The 16,510-nt window shown below is 69.6% G+C and carries 19 protein-coding genes; 14 read left to right on the top strand and 5 right to left on the bottom strand.

What is annotated here, in order from left to right; translation table 11 throughout:
• Positions 1–197: 197 nt before the first annotated feature.
• The 3 genes from STVA_RS25975 to STVA_RS25965 are packed head-to-tail and all read left to right on the top strand — an operon-like array spanning position 198 to position 1,725.
• The gene (locus STVA_RS25975; protein ID WP_123690611.1) at positions 198–833 is read left to right on the top strand and encodes a class I SAM-dependent methyltransferase; all 636 of its coding nucleotides are present in this window, start codon (positions 198–200) and stop codon (positions 831–833) included.
• A gap of 7 nt (positions 834–840) precedes the next feature.
• On the top strand, positions 841–1,308 hold the full coding sequence (locus tag STVA_RS25970; RefSeq protein WP_123690613.1) for an MmcB family DNA repair protein: 468 nt from the start codon (positions 841–843) through the stop codon (positions 1,306–1,308).
• A gap of 45 nt (positions 1,309–1,353) precedes the next feature.
• Complete coding sequence (locus tag STVA_RS25965; RefSeq protein WP_123691328.1) at positions 1,354–1,725, top strand: DUF983 domain-containing protein; 372 nt, start codon at positions 1,354–1,356, stop codon at positions 1,723–1,725.
• A 7-nt stretch (positions 1,726–1,732) separates the two neighbouring features.
• On the opposite strand, the gene rfaE1 is transcribed toward STVA_RS25965, so the two are convergent.
• The 3 genes from rfaE1 to STVA_RS25950 are packed head-to-tail and all read right to left on the bottom strand — an operon-like array spanning position 1,733 to position 4,712.
• Positions 1,733–3,202 carry a D-glycero-beta-D-manno-heptose-7-phosphate kinase gene (gene rfaE1 / locus STVA_RS25960; RefSeq protein ID WP_123690615.1) on the bottom strand — a complete coding sequence of 490 codons (1,470 nt, stop codon included), beginning with the start codon at positions 3,200–3,202 and terminating at the stop codon, positions 1,733–1,735.
• Between the two features lie 24 nt (positions 3,203–3,226).
• Complete coding sequence (locus STVA_RS25955) at positions 3,227–3,814, bottom strand: SIS domain-containing protein (RefSeq protein WP_123690617.1); 588 nt, start codon at positions 3,812–3,814, stop codon at positions 3,227–3,229.
• A 34-nt stretch (positions 3,815–3,848) separates the two neighbouring features.
• Complete coding sequence (locus tag STVA_RS25950; protein WP_123690619.1) at positions 3,849–4,712, bottom strand: sterol desaturase family protein; 864 nt, start codon at positions 4,710–4,712, stop codon at positions 3,849–3,851.
• A gap of 56 nt (positions 4,713–4,768) precedes the next feature.
• Here STVA_RS25950 and STVA_RS25945 point away from each other — a divergent pair, with 56 nt between their 5' ends.
• Both STVA_RS25945 and STVA_RS25940 read left to right on the top strand, forming a co-directional pair.
• Positions 4,769–5,995: an SLC13 family permease gene (locus STVA_RS25945; protein WP_123690621.1), complete on the top strand. Its 1,227-nt coding sequence runs from the start codon at positions 4,769–4,771 to the stop codon at positions 5,993–5,995.
• A gap of 16 nt (positions 5,996–6,011) precedes the next feature.
• Positions 6,012–6,923, top strand: a complete 912-nt coding sequence (locus tag STVA_RS25940; protein ID WP_123690623.1) for a polysaccharide deacetylase family protein — start codon at positions 6,012–6,014, stop codon at positions 6,921–6,923.
• 21 nt (positions 6,924–6,944) lie between these two features.
• Here STVA_RS25940 and STVA_RS25935 read toward each other — a convergent pair whose 3' ends face one another.
• A complete protein-coding gene (locus STVA_RS25935; protein ID WP_123690626.1) occupies positions 6,945–7,127 on the bottom strand; it encodes a hypothetical protein in 183 nt (60 codons plus the stop codon).
• A gap of 106 nt (positions 7,128–7,233) precedes the next feature.
• Between STVA_RS25935 and STVA_RS25930 the strand changes: the two genes are divergently transcribed.
• From STVA_RS25930 to STVA_RS25890, 9 genes are all read left to right on the top strand, one after another.
• Positions 7,234–7,722 carry an iron-sulfur cluster assembly scaffold protein gene (locus STVA_RS25930; protein ID WP_123690628.1) on the top strand — a complete coding sequence of 163 codons (489 nt, stop codon included), beginning with the start codon at positions 7,234–7,236 and terminating at the stop codon, positions 7,720–7,722.
• A 51-nt stretch (positions 7,723–7,773) separates the two neighbouring features.
• The gene (gene thrS / locus STVA_RS25925; protein ID WP_123690630.1) at positions 7,774–9,750 is read left to right on the top strand and encodes a threonine--tRNA ligase; all 1,977 of its coding nucleotides are present in this window, start codon (positions 7,774–7,776) and stop codon (positions 9,748–9,750) included.
• A gap of 199 nt (positions 9,751–9,949) precedes the next feature.
• A complete protein-coding gene (locus STVA_RS25920; protein ID WP_123690631.1) occupies positions 9,950–10,834 on the top strand; it encodes an RNA polymerase factor sigma-32 in 885 nt (294 codons plus the stop codon).
• Positions 10,835–10,883: 49 nt separating this feature from the next.
• Positions 10,884–11,747 (top strand): HpcH/HpaI aldolase/citrate lyase family protein, encoded by an 864-nt coding sequence (locus tag STVA_RS25915; RefSeq protein ID WP_245978340.1) that lies wholly within the window; start codon positions 10,884–10,886, stop codon positions 11,745–11,747.
• Between the two features lie 47 nt (positions 11,748–11,794).
• A complete protein-coding gene (gene pip, locus STVA_RS25910) occupies positions 11,795–12,766 on the top strand; it encodes a prolyl aminopeptidase (RefSeq protein WP_123690633.1) in 972 nt (323 codons plus the stop codon).
• A 64-nt stretch (positions 12,767–12,830) separates the two neighbouring features.
• Positions 12,831–13,442, top strand: coding sequence for a DUF1190 domain-containing protein (locus tag STVA_RS25905; RefSeq protein ID WP_170216514.1), 612 nt, complete (start codon positions 12,831–12,833; stop codon positions 13,440–13,442).
• Between the two features lie 7 nt (positions 13,443–13,449).
• Complete coding sequence (locus STVA_RS25900) at positions 13,450–14,565, top strand: glutathionylspermidine synthase family protein (protein WP_197735742.1); 1,116 nt, start codon at positions 13,450–13,452, stop codon at positions 14,563–14,565.
• A 46-nt stretch (positions 14,566–14,611) separates the two neighbouring features.
• Entirely contained in the window at positions 14,612–15,016 is a 405-nt protein-coding gene (locus STVA_RS25895; protein ID WP_123691334.1) for a DUF350 domain-containing protein, read from the top strand.
• Complete coding sequence (locus tag STVA_RS25890; RefSeq protein WP_123690637.1) at positions 15,016–15,762, top strand: GNAT family N-acetyltransferase; 747 nt, start codon at positions 15,016–15,018, stop codon at positions 15,760–15,762. The genes STVA_RS25895 and STVA_RS25890 overlap by 1 nt, the downstream gene beginning before the upstream one ends.
• Before the next feature lie 44 nt (positions 15,763–15,806).
• On the opposite strand, the gene STVA_RS25885 is transcribed toward STVA_RS25890, so the two are convergent.
• Positions 15,807–16,502 carry a glutathione S-transferase N-terminal domain-containing protein gene (locus tag STVA_RS25885; protein WP_123691336.1) on the bottom strand — a complete coding sequence of 232 codons (696 nt, stop codon included), beginning with the start codon at positions 16,500–16,502 and terminating at the stop codon, positions 15,807–15,809.
• Positions 16,503–16,510: the final 8 nt, after the last annotated feature.

Below are 16,510 nucleotides of genomic sequence, written 5' to 3'. Positions count from 1 at the left end.
GTGCTTTCCCCGATCCGCTGCTTTTCGACCTGGCCCCAGCCTACGGCAAAACCGCGTCGCCGTGACGACACTTCGGCGTGAATGGATGGTGGGGCTGGGCGACCGCCTGCCAGGGCCGGCGGTGGTGTCGTTGTCCGGTCATCGTCCGCCGGCTAGGTTGCCGGCAACGTTCCCTCGCAGAAAGCCGTTCCGTCCTGATGCAAGACCAGCCGCACCACGGGGATGCCCCATCGCCCGGCCGTTCGCGACGGGATGCCGCCCTCTTCCTGTGGAAGTGGGTGCAGGCGCCGACGCGCATCGGCTCGGTCTGGCCCAGCGGGCGCAGCCTGGGGCGGGCGATGGCGGCCCAGCTCGACCTGTCGGTGCCGGGCGCCATCGTCGAGCTGGGTGCCGGCACCGGCCCGATCACCGCCACCCTGCTGCAATCGGGCGTACCGCCCGAGCGGTTCCTGGCACTGGAGCGCGATCCCGCCATGGCGGCCGTGCTGCGCCAGCGCTTCCCGGCCATCCGCGTCATCGAGGGCGATGCCGGCGAGCTGCCGGCGCTGATGCAGGCCGAGGGGGTCGAGACCCTGTCGGCCATCGTCTCCTGCCTGCCGCTGGTGTCCCTGCCGCGCAGCCTGGTGCGCCGGGTGGTGGAAGGCGGGTTCGAGATCCTGCATCCGGATGGCCGCTTCATCCAGTTCACCTATGGCGTCGTCTCGCCGATCCCGCTGCGGCATTTCGCCGTCCAGGGCCGCCGCGTCTGCCGCGTCTGGCGCAACGTGCCGCCGGCCGCCGTGTGGCGCTACACCCGGGTCCCGGGCGTGGCGGTGGCGCGGGACCGCGGCTGACGGTCGCATGGCCGGCCCCGAAGCCGAACCGGCATTGGCCCGCCTGCTGGCCCGGGGCGTACGGCGGGCGCTGGGCGATCTGGGCTTCGCGACCGTCACTGAGCTGGTCCTGGCATCGGGGCGACGCGCCGACGTGGCCGGCATCGATCGCCGCGGCGAGATCGTCATCGTCGAGGTGAAGACCTCGCTGGCCGACCTGCGAGCCGACCGCAAATGGCCCGAGTATCGCGATTTCTGCGACGCGCTGCTGTTCGCCGTCCCCTCCGGTTTTCCGCTGCCGGCCCTGCCGGAGGATGCCGGCCTGCTGATCGCCGACGGCTTCGGAGCCGCCCTGGTGCGCGAGGCGCCGCGCCACCCGGTGGTGGCCGCCAGGCGGCGGGCGGTGACGCTGCGCTTTGCCCTGACCGCCTCCCTCCGCCTAGGCCGCCTGGAGGACCCCGGCCGTCACGACCTGGAACCGGCGCTGCTGTCATAGGCGGGCTGCCATGGACAGACCGGGCCAAAGGGGCGATGGATGGCCATGGCGATGATCCAGGGCGAACGGCGCGATACATTCCTGTCGATCCGGCGCGCGCTCCGCGGGCGCTGCCCGAACTGCGGCCAGGGCCGGCTGTTCGCAACCTACCTGCGTCAGGTCGACCGCTGCGCCGTCTGCGGCGAGGCGTGGGGCGAGCTGCGGGCGGACGATGCCCCGCCCTGGCTCACTATCCTGATCGTCGGGCACCTGGTGGCGCCGCTCGCCCTGGCGCTCGTCCGCTACGGCAGCATGCCGGACTGGGCGATCACGGCCCTGCTGGTCACGGTGTCGCTTGCGCTTTGCCTGCTCGTGCTGCCACGCGCCAAGGGGTTGTTCCTGGCGGCGATCTGGGCATCCCGCGCGCGCTCGTCGTAGCGCGGGCTCAGCCGATCAGCTTGGCGACCGTGGCGGTGGTGCTGAAGCCGGGAACCAGGTCGACCAGGACCACGCGACCGCCCGAGGCCTGGACGAAGTCCGCCCCCACCACCTGGTCGATGGTGTAGTCGGACCCCTTGATCAGCACGTCGGGCCGGACCGCCTCGATCAGGTTCTGCGGCGTGTCCTCGGTGAAGATGACGACCAGGTCGACGTCGGCCAGCGAGGCCAGCACCGTCGAGCGCGCGCCCTCGTTCTGCACCGGCCGGTTGGGGCCTTTCAGGCGGGCGACGGACTCGTCGGCGTTCAAGCCGACGACCAGCCGGTCGCAGGTCGCGCGCGCGGCCTTCAGCATGGCGATGTGGCCGGGATGCAGCAGGTCGAAGCAGCCGTTGGTGAAGCCGACCGACAGCCCCTCCTGCCGCCAGCCGCGCACGCGATCGAGTGCGGCGGCGAAGGGCAGCGCCTTCACGTTGCTGCGGCCGATGTCGCCCGCCCGCAGCGCCCGCATCAGCTCGACCGAATGGGCGACGGCGGTGCCGATCTTGCCGACCACCAGGCCGGCCGCGACATTGCCCAAGCGGGCCGCATCGCGGAACGAGAAGCCGGCGCCGATCGCCGTCGCGAAGGCGGCCAGCACCGTGTCGCCGGCGCCGGAAACGTCGAACACCTCGCGGGCCTCGGCCGGCAGGTGGTGGATCGCGCCATCGCGCTCCACCAGCGTCATGCCGTCCTGGCTGCGGGTCACCAGCAGCGCGTCGAGGTCGAGCCGGCCGATCAGTCGGCGGGCCGCGGTCACGATCTCCTCGGCCGTGCCGACCGGCATGTCGGTCGCCTCGGCCAGTTCGCGCCGGTTGGGGGTCAGTACGTTGGCGCCGCGATAGCGCGTGTAGTCCGAGCCCTTGGGGTCGACGATGACGATCTTGCCGGCGGCGCGGGCAGCCGCGATGACGCCGGCCGCCACCCCCTGCCGCAACACTCCCTTGTCATAGTCCGAGAGGACCACGACCGATTGCTCCGTAGCGGCGGAGCGGGCCAGGTGCACCAGATCCTCGCGCAGGGCCTCGGCGATCGGCGCCACCGTCTCGCGGTCCGCCCGCAGGAGTTGCTGCTGGCCGGCGACGTAGCGGGTCTTGATCGGCGTCGTGCGCGCGCGCTCCGACAACAGGTGCGGCTCGACCCGCTCCTCGGCGGCGATGATCGCCTGGATCTCGCGGCCGGCCGGGTCGTCGCCGACGACCGACAGGAAGCAAACCTCCGCCCCGAGCGCCAGCAGGTTGCGCAGGACGTTGCCGGCACCGCCCAGCATGTCCGACTCGCGCTGGATGCGCAGGACCGGGATCGGCGCTTCCGGCGAGATGCGCTCGACCGAGCCGTAGATGTAGCGGTCGAGCATGACGTCGCCGACGCACAGCACCCGCACGCGGGCGAGTTGGTCGATGCGCTGGGCGAGATCGGCGTTGTGTGCCTGGGTCATCGCTGGGGTCCGCCGCTTGCCGGATCAGACCAGGCCGAGACGCCGCTCCAGCGCCCCGCACAGGATCTGGCCGATGGTGATGTGCATTTCCTGGATCCGCGCCGTCGTGGTCGACGGCACGAGGATCAGGGGATCGGCCAGCCCGGCCAGCGTTCCGCCGGTCCCGCCCGAGAAGGCGGCGGCGTGCATGCCGATCGCGCGCGCGGCCTCGAGCCCGCGGGCGACGTTGGCGCTGCGGCCCGACGTGGTGATGCCGATGGCGACGTCGCCGGCTCGCCCGATCGCCTGCACCTGGCGGGCGAAGAGCTGTTCGAAGCCCAGGTCGTTGCCGATGGCGGTCAGTGCCGAACTGTCCGTGGTCAGCGCGATGGCGGCGATCGGCGCCCGGTCGCGCTGGTAGCGCACTGCCAGTTCGGTCGCCAGGTGCTGGGCGTCCCCGGCGCTGCCGCCATTGCCGAAGAAGAGGATCTTGCCGCCCGCCTCGACCGCGGTGGCGCAGATCTCGACCAGGCGCAGCAGCCCCGCCCGCACGGCGACCGGCGTGGCCTGCTGCACGGCCGCGTGCTCGGCGAATTCTGCCGTGACATAGGACTCGGCGTCGAACGCGGCCATGGGCTCCCCGCTGGCGTTGGAACTGCCGGCTTCGCTAGTGGAATGTCTTCGCGGCCGCAACCGAAACCACCGACGGCGCCGGCGGGGGTGCGCGGAACGGCTGCGTCAGCATCCGGTCGAGTCGCTGCTCGGCCGGGTCCGGCCAAGTGGCCAGACCGATCGCCATGCCCGCATGCCCGTCCCGCGGTTGGGCGCGGTAGGTGCCGAACAGCCGGTCCCACCAGGGCAGGTTGAAGCCGAAATTGCTGTCGGTCTCGTCCGGGTGCTGCGAGTGGTGGACGCGGTGCATGTCGGGCGTGACCACCACCCGGCGCAGCAGCCGGTCGGCGCAGGCCGGCAGGCGCAGGTTGGCGTGGCTGAAGATCGCGGTCGCGTTCAGCAGCACCTCGAAGATCACCACGGCCGCCGCGGGGGCCCCCAATGCGGCCACCACGGCCAGCTTGATCGCCATCGACAGCGCGATCTCGATCGGGTGGAAACGGACCCCGGTGGTGGCGTCGAGATCCTGGTCGGCATGATGCATGCGGTGCAGGCGCCACAAGGGTGGCACGCGGTGGAACAGCACATGCTGGGCCCAGATCGCCAGGTCGAGCGCCACCACCGCCAGGACGATTGCCAGCCAACCCGGCAGCGGCAGCAGGTTCAACAGCCCGAAGCCGTGGCGCTCCGCCAGCAGGGCGACACCGACGGCGGCGACCGGGAAGGCCAGCCGCACCAGGATCGTGTCGACCATGACGATCCCGAGGTTGCCGGGCCAGCGCCGCGAGCGCGGCAGGATTCGGCGGCGGCGGGGCCATAACGCCTCCGCCGCCACAGCCGCTGCCAGCACGACCGCAAAGACGCCGATCCGAATCCAGGGTTCGTGCGCGAGCAGCAACGCGGCAGGCGATTCGCTCATCGGCCTGATGATAGGATGGCTGCCATCCCCGCGTCCCCCAGGCGATCGCTCCTCCCTTGACCCTGCTCGTCGTCATCGTCTTCGTCGCGGTCTATGCCGGGATGGCGCTCGGGCGCTGGCCCGGCCTTGGCCTCGATCGCACCGGCATCGCCCTCATCGGCGGGATGGGCCTGGGCCTGGCCGGCGCGGTGACGCCGGCCGCAGCCCTGGAAGCGATCGATTTCCCGACCCTCTTCGTGCTGTTCGGGCTGATGATCCTGTCGGCGCGCTTCGCCGAGAGCGGCTTCTACGACTGGTGCGTCGCCCGCATCGCAGCCGCGCGCGCCGGCCCGGTGGCATTGCTCGCCCTCACCGTCGCGGTCACCGGCCTGCTGTCGGCCGTGCTGTCGAACGACGTCGTGGTCTTCGCGATGACGCCGCTGCTGTGCCTGGGCCTGGGTGCGCGCGGGCTTGACCCGCGCCCGTTCCTGATCGCGCTGGCGGGGGCGGCCAATGCCGGCTCGGCCGCCACCATGATCGGCAACCCGCAGAACATCCTGATCGGCCAGACCGGGCGGCTCGACTTCTTCGACTTCCTGCTGGCCTGCGGCCCGCCGGCCGTGCTGTCGCTGGTGGTGGTTCATGTCACCGTGCTGCTGGTCTGGCGCGGGCGATGGTCGGCCCCGGTCCAGGGCGGGCTTCCCACGCCCCGCGTCGACCGGCTGGAACTGGCCTGGGCGGGGCTGGCGACGCTGGCCCTGCTGGCGCTCTTCGCCAGCCCGCTGCCGCAGGCCGAATCGGTCCTCATCATCGGCGGGCTGATGCTGCTGTCGCGCAACCTGGCGACGCGCGCCATCCTGGGCCTCGTCGACTGGTCGCTGCTGGTGCTGTTCGCCGGCCTCTTCGTCGTCACCGCCGCCTTCAGCCAGACGGGGCTGCCGGCCGCCGGGCTCGCCTGGCTGGCCGGCCATGGCCTGCCGGTGGCCGATCCGGCTGTGCTGACGACGCTGGCACTGGCCGGCAGCAATACGGTCGGCAATGTCCCCGCGGTCATGCTGTTCCTGAAGATCGTTCCCGACGCCGGGCCGGGCCTGCTCTATTCCCTGGCGCTGCTGTCGACGCTGGCCGGCAACCTGCTCCTGGTGGGCAGCCTCGCCAACATCATCGTGGCCGAGCGTGCGGCTGCCGTCGGAGTGCGCCTGACCTTCCGCACCCATGCCGCCTGCGGGGTGCCTATGACGATCGCATCGATGGCCCTGGCCCTGCTGTGGCTGACCGGGCTCGGCTATCTTCCCTGGAAATGACCGACAGGAGCCCCGGATGGTTGAGACGAGCAATCGCGATCTGATCGGCTATGGCGCCAGCCCGCCCGATCCGAAATGGCCGGGCGGCGCCCGGATCGCGCTCAACTTCGTGCTCAATTTCGAGGAGGGTTCGGAATATTCGATCGACGACGGGGACGGCTACACCGAAACGGCGCTGACCGAAGGGGCGAGCCAGACTGCGCCCCTGAAGGGCCGCGATCTCGCCGGCGAGAGCATGTTCGAGTATGGCAGCCGTGTCGGCTTCTGGCGGGTGCGGCGCATCCTGCAGGAGCGCGGCCTGCCGCTGACGGTGTTCGGCTGCGCGCTGGCGCTCGAGCGCCATCCGCCGGCGGCCGCCGCCATCCGCGACGCCGGGTGGGACGTGTGCTGCCATGGTTGGCGCTGGGTCAAGCATTTCGAGCTGTCGGAAGACGAGGAGCGCGACCATATCCGCCGCGCCGTGGCCTCCCTGAAGCAAACGGTGGGGGAGCGTCCGATCGGCTGGTACTGCCGCTATTCGCCCAGCGTGAACACCCGCCGGCTGCTGGTCGAGGAGGGGGGCTTTCTCTACGACTCCGATGCCTACAACGACGACCTGCCCTACTGGACGAGGGTCCAGGGCAAGCCGCACCTGATCGTCCCCTATACGCTGTCGAACAACGACGCCAAGTTCGGCCGCGGCGTGTTCGGAACGGGTGAGGACTTCTTCACCTACCTGCGGGATGCCTTCGACGTTCTGTACGCCGAGGGCGCGACCAGCCCGAAGATGATGTCGGTCGGGTTGCACCAGCGGCTGATCGGCCATCCGGCGCGGGCGGCCGGGCTGATGCGCTTCCTCGACCATGTCGGGCGCCATGCGGGCGTATGGGTCTGCCGGCGCGCCGACATCGCCCGGCACTGGCTGGACCATCATCCCTATCCAGGTTGACCCTATCCGTACGGATGGGCGTCAGGCGCCCTCGCGGCCGGTGTTCTTGGGGCGGCCCTTTTCCAGGTCGTTGCGGCTGATCTGGCGATGGTCGTCCTCGTCGGGGACCGTATGGTCGTGGCCTGGAACGTCCTCGGCTGGCTTGGGGGGAGTGGCCGGCCGCTCGGCGGCGGGCTGCGGGGCGGGTTTCGTGCTTGTCGTCATGGAAAGCGAACGCGACCCTGGGCTAAGCGGTTCCAGCCAAGAGAATTGACCCCGCCGCCAGCCGGGGCCACTTAAAGCCCAGGCACCTGATGCGGACACATCCCCGATGACGGCAAGCAGCGTCGAATCCCTGTACAGCGACCAGGTCAAGGCACTGGCGGCCGACATTCCGCGGACGCAGCGGCTGGCGGCGCCTGCGGCGACCGTGACGATGACCAGCCCGCTGTGCGGCAGCCGGGTCACCGTCGACCTCGCCATGGACGGCGACCGGATCGTCGACTTCGGCCAGACCGTGCGGGCCTGCACGCTGGGCCAGGCATCGGCCTCCATCATGGCCCGGCATGTGGTCGGCCAGCCGGCCGGCGACATGCGGGCGGTGGCCAAGACGCTCAGGGCGATGCTAAAGGAGGGCGCATCGCCGCCCGCGGGCGAGTGGGCCGAGCTGGCCGCCCTCGCCCCGGCGCAGCGATTCAAGTCGCGCCACGGGTCGATTCTTCTCGCGTTCGATGCGGTGGTGGCGGCGCTCGACGACATCCAGGGCCACCGGCCCGAAGACGCCCCGGCCAAGGGCCTGCCCGACACAATGCGCGTGTAGGGCCGCCCGGCCGCCGGGCTCCGACAACGGCCGGCGCAGGAGTAGAGAGTGATGGTGCAGATTTCGCTTCCCGATGGATCGGTGCGCGCGTTCGATGCGCCGCCGACGGGACTGGCGCTCGCGGAGAGCATCGGCAAGGGCCTCGCCAAGGCCGCCGTCGCCATGCGCGTCGACGGCGCGCTCATGGACCTCACCCGCACCATCGATACCGACGCCACCGTCGCCATCGTCACGCGCGACCAGCCCGATGGGCTGGAGTTGCTGCGCCACGATGCCGCCCACGCGCTGGCCGAGGCCGCCAAGGAGCTCTACCCCGACGTCCAGGTGACGATCGGGCCGTCGATCGAAAACGGCTTCTACTACGACTTCTATCGCGAGACCCCCTTCACGCCGGATGACTTGGCGCGGATGGAGGAGCGCATGCGCGAGATCGTCGACCGCGACGAGGCGATCCACCGCGAGGTCTGGAACCGCGACGACGCGGTCGCCTACTTCCTGTCGATAGGCGAGAAGTACAAGGCCGAGATCATCGCCGATCTGCCGGCCGACGACGTCATCACGCTCTATCGCCAGGGCGCGTTCCTCGACCTCTGCCGGGGCCCGCACTTGCCCTCGACGGGGCGCCTGGGCAAGGCGTTCAAGCTGATGAAGCTGGCTGGCGCCTATTGGCGCGGCGACCATCGCAATGCCCAACTCCAGCGTGTCTACGGCACCGCCTGGGCCAGCGACAAGGAGCTGAAGGCCTACCTCACCCAGCTCGAAGAGGCCGAGAAGCGCGACCACCGCCGCCTGGGCCGAGAAATGGGCCTCTTCCACCAGCAGGAAGAGGCGGCCGGCATGGTCTTCTGGCATCCCAAGGGCTGGCGCCTCTATCGCAAGCTGGAGGCCTGGCTGCGCGAACGGCTGGATGCCGCCGGCTATGTCGAGGTGAAGACGCCCCAGCTGGTCGACCGCAAGCTGTGGGAGGCGTCCGGCCACTGGGAGAAGTTCCGGCAGAACATGTACATCTCCGAGAACGAGGAGGGTGTGCGCGCCTATGCCGAGAATCCGAAGGAACGGATCTTCGCGCTGAAGCCGATGAACTGCCCCTGCCATGTCCAGATCTACAATCAGGGCCTGAAGAGCTACCGCGACCTGCCGATGCGCATGGCCGAGTTCGGCTCCTGCCACCGCTTCGAGCCGGGCGGGGCGCTGCACGGCATCATGCGGGTGCGCAACTTCGTGCAGGACGACGCCCACATCTTCTGCACCGAGGACCAGATCATCTCCGAGAGCACGGCCTTCTGCAGCCTGCTGCTCGGCGTCTATCGCGACCTCGGCTTTACCGACGTGTTCGTGAAGCTGGCCGACCGGCCGCCGCAGCGGCACGGCGCCGACGCGGTGTGGGACAAGGCCGAATCGGCGCTGAAGGCGGCCTGCGACGCCTCGGGCCTGGCCTATGTGCTGAACCCGGGCGAAGGCGCCTTCTATGGCCCGAAGCTCGAATTCACCCTGCGCGACACCATCGGCCGCGACTGGCAGTGCGGCACGCTCCAGGTCGACCTCGTGCTGCCCGAGCGGCTGGGCGCCTTCTATGTCGGCGAGGACGGGCAGAAGCACCATCCGGTGATGCTGCACCGGGCGATCTTCGGCTCGTTCGAGCGCTTCATCGGCATCCTGATCGAGCATTATGCCGGCCGCCTGCCGCTGTGGCTCGCCCCGACCCAGGTGGCCGTCGCGACCATCGTCTCGGACGCCGACGACTACGCCCAGGAAGTGGCGGGCCTGCTGCGCGGCCGCGGCCTGCAGGTGGAGCTCGACCGGCGCAACGAGAAGATCAACTACAAGGTCCGCGAGCACAGCCTGGCCAAGGTGCCGGTCATGGTCGTGGTCGGGAAGCGCGAGGCCGAGGAACGGACCGTCTCCATCCGCCGGCTCGGCCGCCCCGACCAGGAGACGATGGCGCTGGCCGATGTGCTCGATGTCCTTGCGGGTGAGGCGCGCGTGCCGGTGGAAACCGGCGCCCCGGTGGCAGCCGCAGCGGAATAGACATGCTGCACCGCGTCACGGGATCGTGATGGCGGATTGATCACGGGAATCGGCCGGTTCGTCCCAGGATGACGATGGTTTCGCCCACGGGTTTGCGTGGTGGGCGGTCCACCGTCACCCGGGCGGCCGGAACGATGCGGCCAACGGGACGTTGATCCGGTGGACCGCCCTCCGCGTAAAGGATTGCGGAGGACGATCGATGGCCCATCTCGACGATGCCGAAACGCAGCGTGCCAACGCATCATTCATCCGCACGGCGATGCGGGCGCCGATTCTCAGCCGGGATCATGAATCCGACTTGGCGCGGCGCTGGCGCGACGAGCGCAACGATCGCGCGCTGCACGAGCTGGTGACCGCCTACACCCGGCTGGTGATCAGCATGGCCGGCCGTTTCCGCCACTACGGCCTGCCGATGGGCGACCTGATCCAGGAAGGCAATGTCGGCCTGATGCAGGCCTCCGAGCGGTTCGACAGCGGGCGCGAGGTCCGTTTCTCGACCTATGCCGCCTGGTGGATCCGCTCGGCCATGCAGGATTTCGTCCTGCGCAACTGGTCCATCGTCCGCACGGGCACGACGGCCGCCCAGAAATCCCTCTTCTTCAACCTGCGCCGCCTGCGGGCGCGTATCGCCGATACCGAGCTGAACGGCATGTCGGGCGAGACCAGCCGCCGCATCGCCGAGGCGCTGAAGGTGTCCATCAACGACGTCCAGGTGATGGAGATGCGGCTGTCGGCCGCCGACCAGTCGCTGAGCGCGCCGGCGGGCGAGACGGGCGAGCAGTCCTGGCAGGACTTCCTATCCGATCCGCGGCCGGACCCCGAGCAGGTGGTGATTGGCATGCGAGACACGGCATCCCGCTCACGCTGGCTGGCCGAGGCGCTGGACGAACTTTCCCCGCGCGAACGCCGCATCATCTGCGAGCGCCGGCTCGTCGACGAGGGGGCAACGCTGGAAGATCTCGGCCGCTCGCTGGGCGTGTCCAAGGAGCGGGTGCGCCAGCTCGAGAACCGGGCGATGTCGAAGCTGCGCGTTGCCATGCGTGCCCGGGTCTCGGCCCCGGACGAACTGTTCGTCGAGGCATAGACGCGATCCAAGCTAGGATGGCCGGTCCCGCCCGAACCGGAGAGCCTCCTTGGACGTCGTCGACCGCGCCATCCGCACCCGCCGCAGCTTCATCTTCGCACCGGGGACCCGCCCGGACATGTTTCCCAAGGCGCTGCGCAGCGGCGCCGACATTGTCTGCGTCGATCTCGAGGACGCCATCGCGCCAAAGGACAAGGCGGCCGCCCGCGAGCAGGCCTTTGCCCACCTGCCGTCGGCCGAGGGCCCGGCACGGGTCGAGCGCATCATCCGCCTGAACTGCCTGCGCACGACCGACGGCATGGCCGACGTGCAGGCGTTGCTGGCCAGTGCCTCCCCGGTCGAGGCCGTCATGCTGCCCAAGGTCAAGGGGCCGGAGGAGGTCCGCAACCTCTCCGACCTCCTGGACGAATACCGGCTGCCCACCCGCCTGCACGTCATCATCGAGACGAACGAAGGCCTGGAGGCGGCATACGCGGTGGCCCAGGCCAGCCATCGGATCGAGGCCCTCTTCTTCGGTGGCGTCGACATGGCGGCGGATCTGCGCTGCCGCTCGACCTGGATGGCGCTGCTCTATGCCCGCTCCCGCATCGTCCATGCCGCCGCCGCAGCGGGGCTCGACGTCATCGACGTGCCCTATCTCGATCTCCAGGACTCCGAGGGCATGCTGCGCGAGGCGACGCTTTCGGCCGAGCTGGGTTTCACCGGCAAGGGCGCCATCCACCCCAAACAGATTGCCGACATCAACGCCACCTTCACGCCGGATGCGGCCACCGTCGCCCATGCGCGCCGGGTCCTGGATGCGTTCGCCGCGAGCGACGGCGGCCTGCTCGTCTTCGAAGGCAAGCTGATCGAGAAGCCGGTACTGCGCAGTCTCGCCCGAATCCTGGCGGTGCATGAACAGGCATCGAAATAGGCCGGACGCTTGGACATCGGGCCACCGCTTGCGCTAATAGACTAGGCATGTCCAACGCCGACACCGGAATCGCGCGCGCCGATCTCTTTCCGGAGATCGCGCCCTACGCCACGGGGATGCTCGCCCTCGAGGCCCCGCACACGATGTACTGGGAAGAAAGCGGCCGCGCCGACGGCGTGCCCGTGGTCTTCGTCCATGGCGGGCCGGGGGCCGGCGCCACGCCCACCCATCGGCGCTTCTTCGACCCCTCGCACTACCGCATCGTCGTGTTCGACCAGCGCGGCTCGGGCCGCTCGACGCCGCTGGCCGAGCTGGACGGCAACTCGACCGCGGCGCTCGTCGCCGACATGGAGCGACTCCGCGTGCATCGCGGGATCGACAAGTGGGTGGTGTTCGGCGGCTCCTGGGGCTCGACCCTGGCGCTGGCCTATGCCGCAGCCCATCCCGACCGCGTCCTGGGGCTGGTCCTGCGCGGCATCTTCCTCTGCCGGCGCAGCGAGATCGACTGGTTCCTCTACGGCATGCGCACGGTCTATCCCGAGGCGTGGCGCAAGTTCGTCGAGGGCGTTCCGGCGGCCGAGCGCGGCGACCTGCTGGGTGCCTACTACCGCCGTCTGACCGACCCCGACCCGGCCGTGCACATGCCGGCGGCGCGGACCTGGAGCATTTATGAGGGCGCCTGCTCGACCTTGCTGCCCAGCCCCGAGACGGTGGCTACTTTTGGCGAAGATCGCAAGGCGCTGGGCCTGGCGCGTATAGAAGCGCACTACTTCACGCACCATGTATACGCGGCCGAGGACGATCTGATCGGCAAGATCGATCGCATTCGGCACCTGCCGGCCGTCATCGTGCAGGGCCGCTATGACATGGTGTGCCCGATCGTGACGGCCGACGAGCTGCACCGGGCATGGCCGGAGGCGCGCTACATCGTGGTTCCCGATGCCGGGCATTCGGCGATGGAACCGGGTGTCCGCGCGCAACTGGTCGCCGCCACGGAATCGTTCAAGACCCTGCGCTGAAGGCGCAACCAAAAGGCCTGCGCCAAAGGCGCGACCGAAGGGCCAGGACAGGGAGAAGCAAGTCATGAAGCGTTCGCGTTCCATTCGGTTGGCGCTGCTCGGCACGGTCGGTCTGGTCGGGTTGGCCGGCTGCGACGACACCCCGGTCGCGAGCGAGGGGCAGTTCTTCCGCGATGCCTCCGAGTGCCGCAAGGTACTGGATGCGGCGAGCTGCGAAAGCCAGTTCGCCGCCGCCAAGCAGGAGCACGTCAAGTCGGCGCCCAAGTTCGCCAACAAGGAGCAGTGCGAGGCGCAGTTCGGCGTCGGCAATTGCGGCACGCCCGAAGCGATACAGGGTCCGACCGCGGGGGCAACCACGCCTGCCACCGGCACGCCGGCCGCCGGGGCGGCCGCCCCGCAGCAGACCGCGCAATCGGGCGGCAGCGGCTTCTTCATGCCGCTCATGCTGGGCTATCTCGGCGGCCAGATGATGAGCCGCATGGGCCAGCAGCCGCAGCCCGTCTATCGCGACGCGAAGAACACGGCCTATGCCGGCGGCAGTGCCGGCGCCGGCCGCAGCATCGGCAACTGGAATCCGTCGAGCGGCGGCTCCGTCGCCTCGGCGCCGGGCGCCTCCACCCAGCGCAGCGGCTTCGGCTCGACCGCCACGCGGATGTCGTCCGGCTCCGGCTCCTGAGCCGGTGATGAGCGCGCTGCGCCGGGAACGGCTCGTTCCGCGCGTCGACTGGCGTCGGCGCGCGGAGGAGATCGGCTTTGCCTTCCACACCTCCGACGGCGTCCCTTACTGGGACGAGACGGCCTGCTATGCCCTGACCGCAGAGGCGGTCGACGGCATCGAGGAAGCGACCAACGAGCTGGAGCAGATGTGCCTGGCACTGGTCGACCGCGTGGTGACGAGTGGCGACTATCACCGGCTGCGGCTGTCGGACGAGGCTGCCGGCCTGGTCGAGGCCAGCTGGAAGCGCGGCGACAAGAACCTCATCGGCCGCTTCGACCTCTCGTGGGACGGCCTGGGGCCGCCCAAGATGCTCGAATACAACGCCGATACGCCGACCGCGCTGTTCGAGGCGGCCGTCGTCCAATGGGAATGGATGGAGACGGTTAAGAAAGGGTCGGACCAGTTCAACTCGATCCATGACCGGCTGATCGACGCCTGGGGCAAGTTCGGGCTGCGCAACCCCGTCCACTTCACCTGCGTGCGCGACCATGCCGAGGATTTCGGCACGGTCGAGTACCTGCGCGATACGGCGACCCAGGCGGGACTCGACACCGCCTTCCTCTACATCGACGAGATCGGCTGGGGTGGGCTGGGCTTCGTCGACATGGACGACCAGCCGATCCGCACCCTCTTCAAGCTCTACCCTTGGGAATGGCTGCTGACCGAGGAGTTCGGGCGCAATGTCGGCCCGTCGCGGGTGGAGATGATCGAGCCGGCCTGGAAGATGGTGCTGTCGAACAAGGCGATGCTGCCGCTGCTGTGGGAGATGGCGCCCGGCCACCCCAACCTGCTGCAGGCCTCGTTCGAGGCCGCCGACATCGCCGGCCCCAAGGTGCGCAAGCCGATCCTCGGCCGCGAGGGGGCCAACGTGGAGATCGTCGGGGCCGAATCCTCCGATGGCCCCTACGGCGCGGAGGGTTTCGTCTACCAGGCCTTGCATCCGCTGCCGAAGACCGATGGCGGCTATCCGGTGATCGGGTCCTGGGTCGTCGCCTCGCAATCGGCCGGCATCGGCATCCGTGAGGATGACGGCCCGATCACGCGCGACGGCAGCCGGTTCGTGCCCCACTACTTCACTTGAGCGGATCATCCGAACGATCGCCGAAGGGGGGCGCACGATGCTGGTCATGAAGACGAACTACCTGGAAACGCTGCCGAACTTTCTCGCCTATTTCGGCTCGTCCGTGGCGCTGACGGCGCTGTTTCTGTTCCTTTACACGCTGGTCACGCCGCACCGCGAATGGGCGCTGATCCGCACCGGCAACAATGCCGCCGCGATCAGCCTCTCGGGCGCGGCGATCGGCTTCGCCATTCCCTTCGCCAGCGTCATCATCCAGAGCCAGAACCTGATCGACATGGCAATCTGGGCCCTGGTCGTGCTGGTGGTGCAGATCGGCGCCTATCTGGTGGCCCGTGTCCTGAAGCCCGGCCTCAGCGCCAAGATCGAGGCAGGCGACACCGCCCATGGCACCGTCCTGGCGGCGATCGCGGTGACGGCGGGCATCCTCAATGCGGCCTGCATGACCTACTGATGCCGGCAATCTCTGTACGTCGGCTGGAAGAGGCCGGCCTCAACGCCTGGCCAGCACTGCGCGTGGCACTGGTGGACGGCTGGCTGCTGCGCTTTGCCGATGGCTTTACCAAGCGCGCCAACTCCGCCAACCCGATCCATGGCGGCGACGACGATCTGCCAGACCGGGTGGCGGCCGTCGAGCGGCGCTATGCGGCCGCGGGCCAGCGGTCGATCTTCCGGCTGTCGCCCCTGGCACCGGCCGGGCTGGACGGGCTGCTGGACGGAAGCGGCTACCGCCGGATCGACGAGACCGTGGTCGAGACGGCCGATATGGCCGGCATCGCGATCGAGGCGGATCCGGATTTCCGCGTCCTCGCGGCGGCAGGCGAGTGGGTGGAGCCGGCCAGCATCCTGCAGCAGGAACCGGCCGAGACGCGGCCGACCTTGCAGGCAATGCTGGAGCGGATGGTGCCTTCGGCCTGCTTCGGCCTCCTGCTGCGCGACGGCATGCCGGCCGCCTGCGGCCTGGCGGTGGTGGAGGATGGGCTGGTCGGCCTCTTCGAGATCGCGGTCGACCCCGCCCGCCGGCGCGGCGGCCTGGGGCTGGCGATGACGCGGTCCCTGCTGGCCTGGGGCCGGGCGCAGGGGGCGGAGACGGCCTATCTCCAGGTGGTCGCCGGCAATGCGCCGGCCCGCGCGCTCTATGCCGGCCTCGGCTTCCGGGAAAGCCACCGCTACTGGTACCGGGCGCGCGACGCCGCCTGAACGCCGCCCGGCCGCATGACGGCCGGGGGCATCAGTCGGTCGGGCTATCGCCGCGCGTATTGCTCCTGGCCGAACAGGATCGCGCGCTGCTTCTCGTCGATCGGTCCCTGGCGGCGGCGGTCGGTCAGGATCTTCATGCCGCGCTCGGTCGCCGGGCGGGCGGCGATCGCATCCATCCAGCGGCCGAGGTTGGCGAACTCCGCCACCGCGCCCTCGCCCGCCTTGTAGGACGCCAGCCAGGGATAGCAGGCCATGTCGGCGATCGTGTAGTCCGCGCCGGCCAGATAGGCGGTCTCGCCCAGGCGACGGTCCATCACACCGCAGATGCGCCTGGCCTCATTGGAATAGCGGTCGACGGCGTAGGGGATCGTCTCGGGCGCATAGTTGCGGAAGTGCCCGCGCTGGCCGAACATCGGCCCGACGCTGGCCATCTGGAACATCAGCCACTGGTTCACCGTCCAGCGCGCGCGGGGCGCCTGCGGATAGAACTGCCCCGTCTTCTCGCCCAGATACATCAGGATGGCGCCGGATTCGAAGATCGAGATCGGCTGCCCCTCCGGGCCGTCGGTGTCGACGATCGCGGGCATCTTGTTGTTCGGGCTGATCTTCAAAAAGTCGGCCTGGAACTGCTCGCCGGTGCCGATGTTGATGGGGTGGACGGTGTAGGGAAGCCCCGTCTCCTCCAGCATGATATGGACCTTTTGGCCGTTCGGCGTCGGCCAGGTGTAGAGCTCGATCATCGTCTGGG

Origin of the sequence: Stella humosa (assembly GCF_006738645.1) — a bacterium.
Classification (GTDB): domain Bacteria; phylum Pseudomonadota; class Alphaproteobacteria; order ATCC43930; family Allostellaceae; genus Allostella; species Allostella humosa.
Note: the sequence above shows the minus strand (reverse complement) of the source record. Positions and strands in the feature narration are given on the sequence as shown.

Bases quoted from the DNA above. Each gene is read 5' to 3' on its own strand.
- STVA_RS25975 (WP_123690611.1), top strand. From the start codon at position 198: ATGCAAGACCAGCCGCACCACGGGGATGCCCCATCGCCCGGCCGTTCG.
- STVA_RS25970 (WP_123690613.1), top strand. From the start codon at position 841: ATGGCCGGCCCCGAAGCCGAACCGGCATTGGCCCGCCTGCTGGCCCGG.
- STVA_RS25965 (WP_123691328.1), top strand. From the start codon at position 1,354: ATGGCGATGATCCAGGGCGAACGGCGCGATACATTCCTGTCGATCCGG.
- rfaE1 (WP_123690615.1), bottom strand. From the start codon at position 3,202: ATGACCCAGGCACACAACGCCGATCTCGCCCAGCGCATCGACCAACTC.
- STVA_RS25955 (WP_123690617.1), bottom strand. From the start codon at position 3,814: ATGGCCGCGTTCGACGCCGAGTCCTATGTCACGGCAGAATTCGCCGAG.
- STVA_RS25950 (WP_123690619.1), bottom strand. From the start codon at position 4,712: ATGAGCGAATCGCCTGCCGCGTTGCTGCTCGCGCACGAACCCTGGATT.
- STVA_RS25940 (WP_123690623.1), top strand. From the start codon at position 6,012: ATGGTTGAGACGAGCAATCGCGATCTGATCGGCTATGGCGCCAGCCCG.
- STVA_RS25935 (WP_123690626.1), bottom strand. From the start codon at position 7,127: ATGACGACAAGCACGAAACCCGCCCCGCAGCCCGCCGCCGAGCGGCCG.
- STVA_RS25930 (WP_123690628.1), top strand. From the start codon at position 7,234: ATGACGGCAAGCAGCGTCGAATCCCTGTACAGCGACCAGGTCAAGGCA.
- thrS (WP_123690630.1), top strand. From the start codon at position 7,774: ATGGTGCAGATTTCGCTTCCCGATGGATCGGTGCGCGCGTTCGATGCG.
- STVA_RS25920 (WP_123690631.1), top strand. From the start codon at position 9,950: ATGGCCCATCTCGACGATGCCGAAACGCAGCGTGCCAACGCATCATTC.
- pip (WP_123690633.1), top strand. From the start codon at position 11,795: ATGTCCAACGCCGACACCGGAATCGCGCGCGCCGATCTCTTTCCGGAG.
- STVA_RS25905 (WP_170216514.1), top strand. From the start codon at position 12,831: ATGAAGCGTTCGCGTTCCATTCGGTTGGCGCTGCTCGGCACGGTCGGT.
- STVA_RS25900 (WP_197735742.1), top strand. From the start codon at position 13,450: ATGAGCGCGCTGCGCCGGGAACGGCTCGTTCCGCGCGTCGACTGGCGT.
- STVA_RS25895 (WP_123691334.1), top strand. From the start codon at position 14,612: ATGAAGACGAACTACCTGGAAACGCTGCCGAACTTTCTCGCCTATTTC.
- STVA_RS25890 (WP_123690637.1), top strand. From the start codon at position 15,016: ATGCCGGCAATCTCTGTACGTCGGCTGGAAGAGGCCGGCCTCAACGCC.
- STVA_RS25885 (WP_123691336.1), bottom strand. From the start codon at position 16,502: ATGATCGAGCTCTACACCTGGCCGACGCCGAACGGCCAAAAGGTCCAT.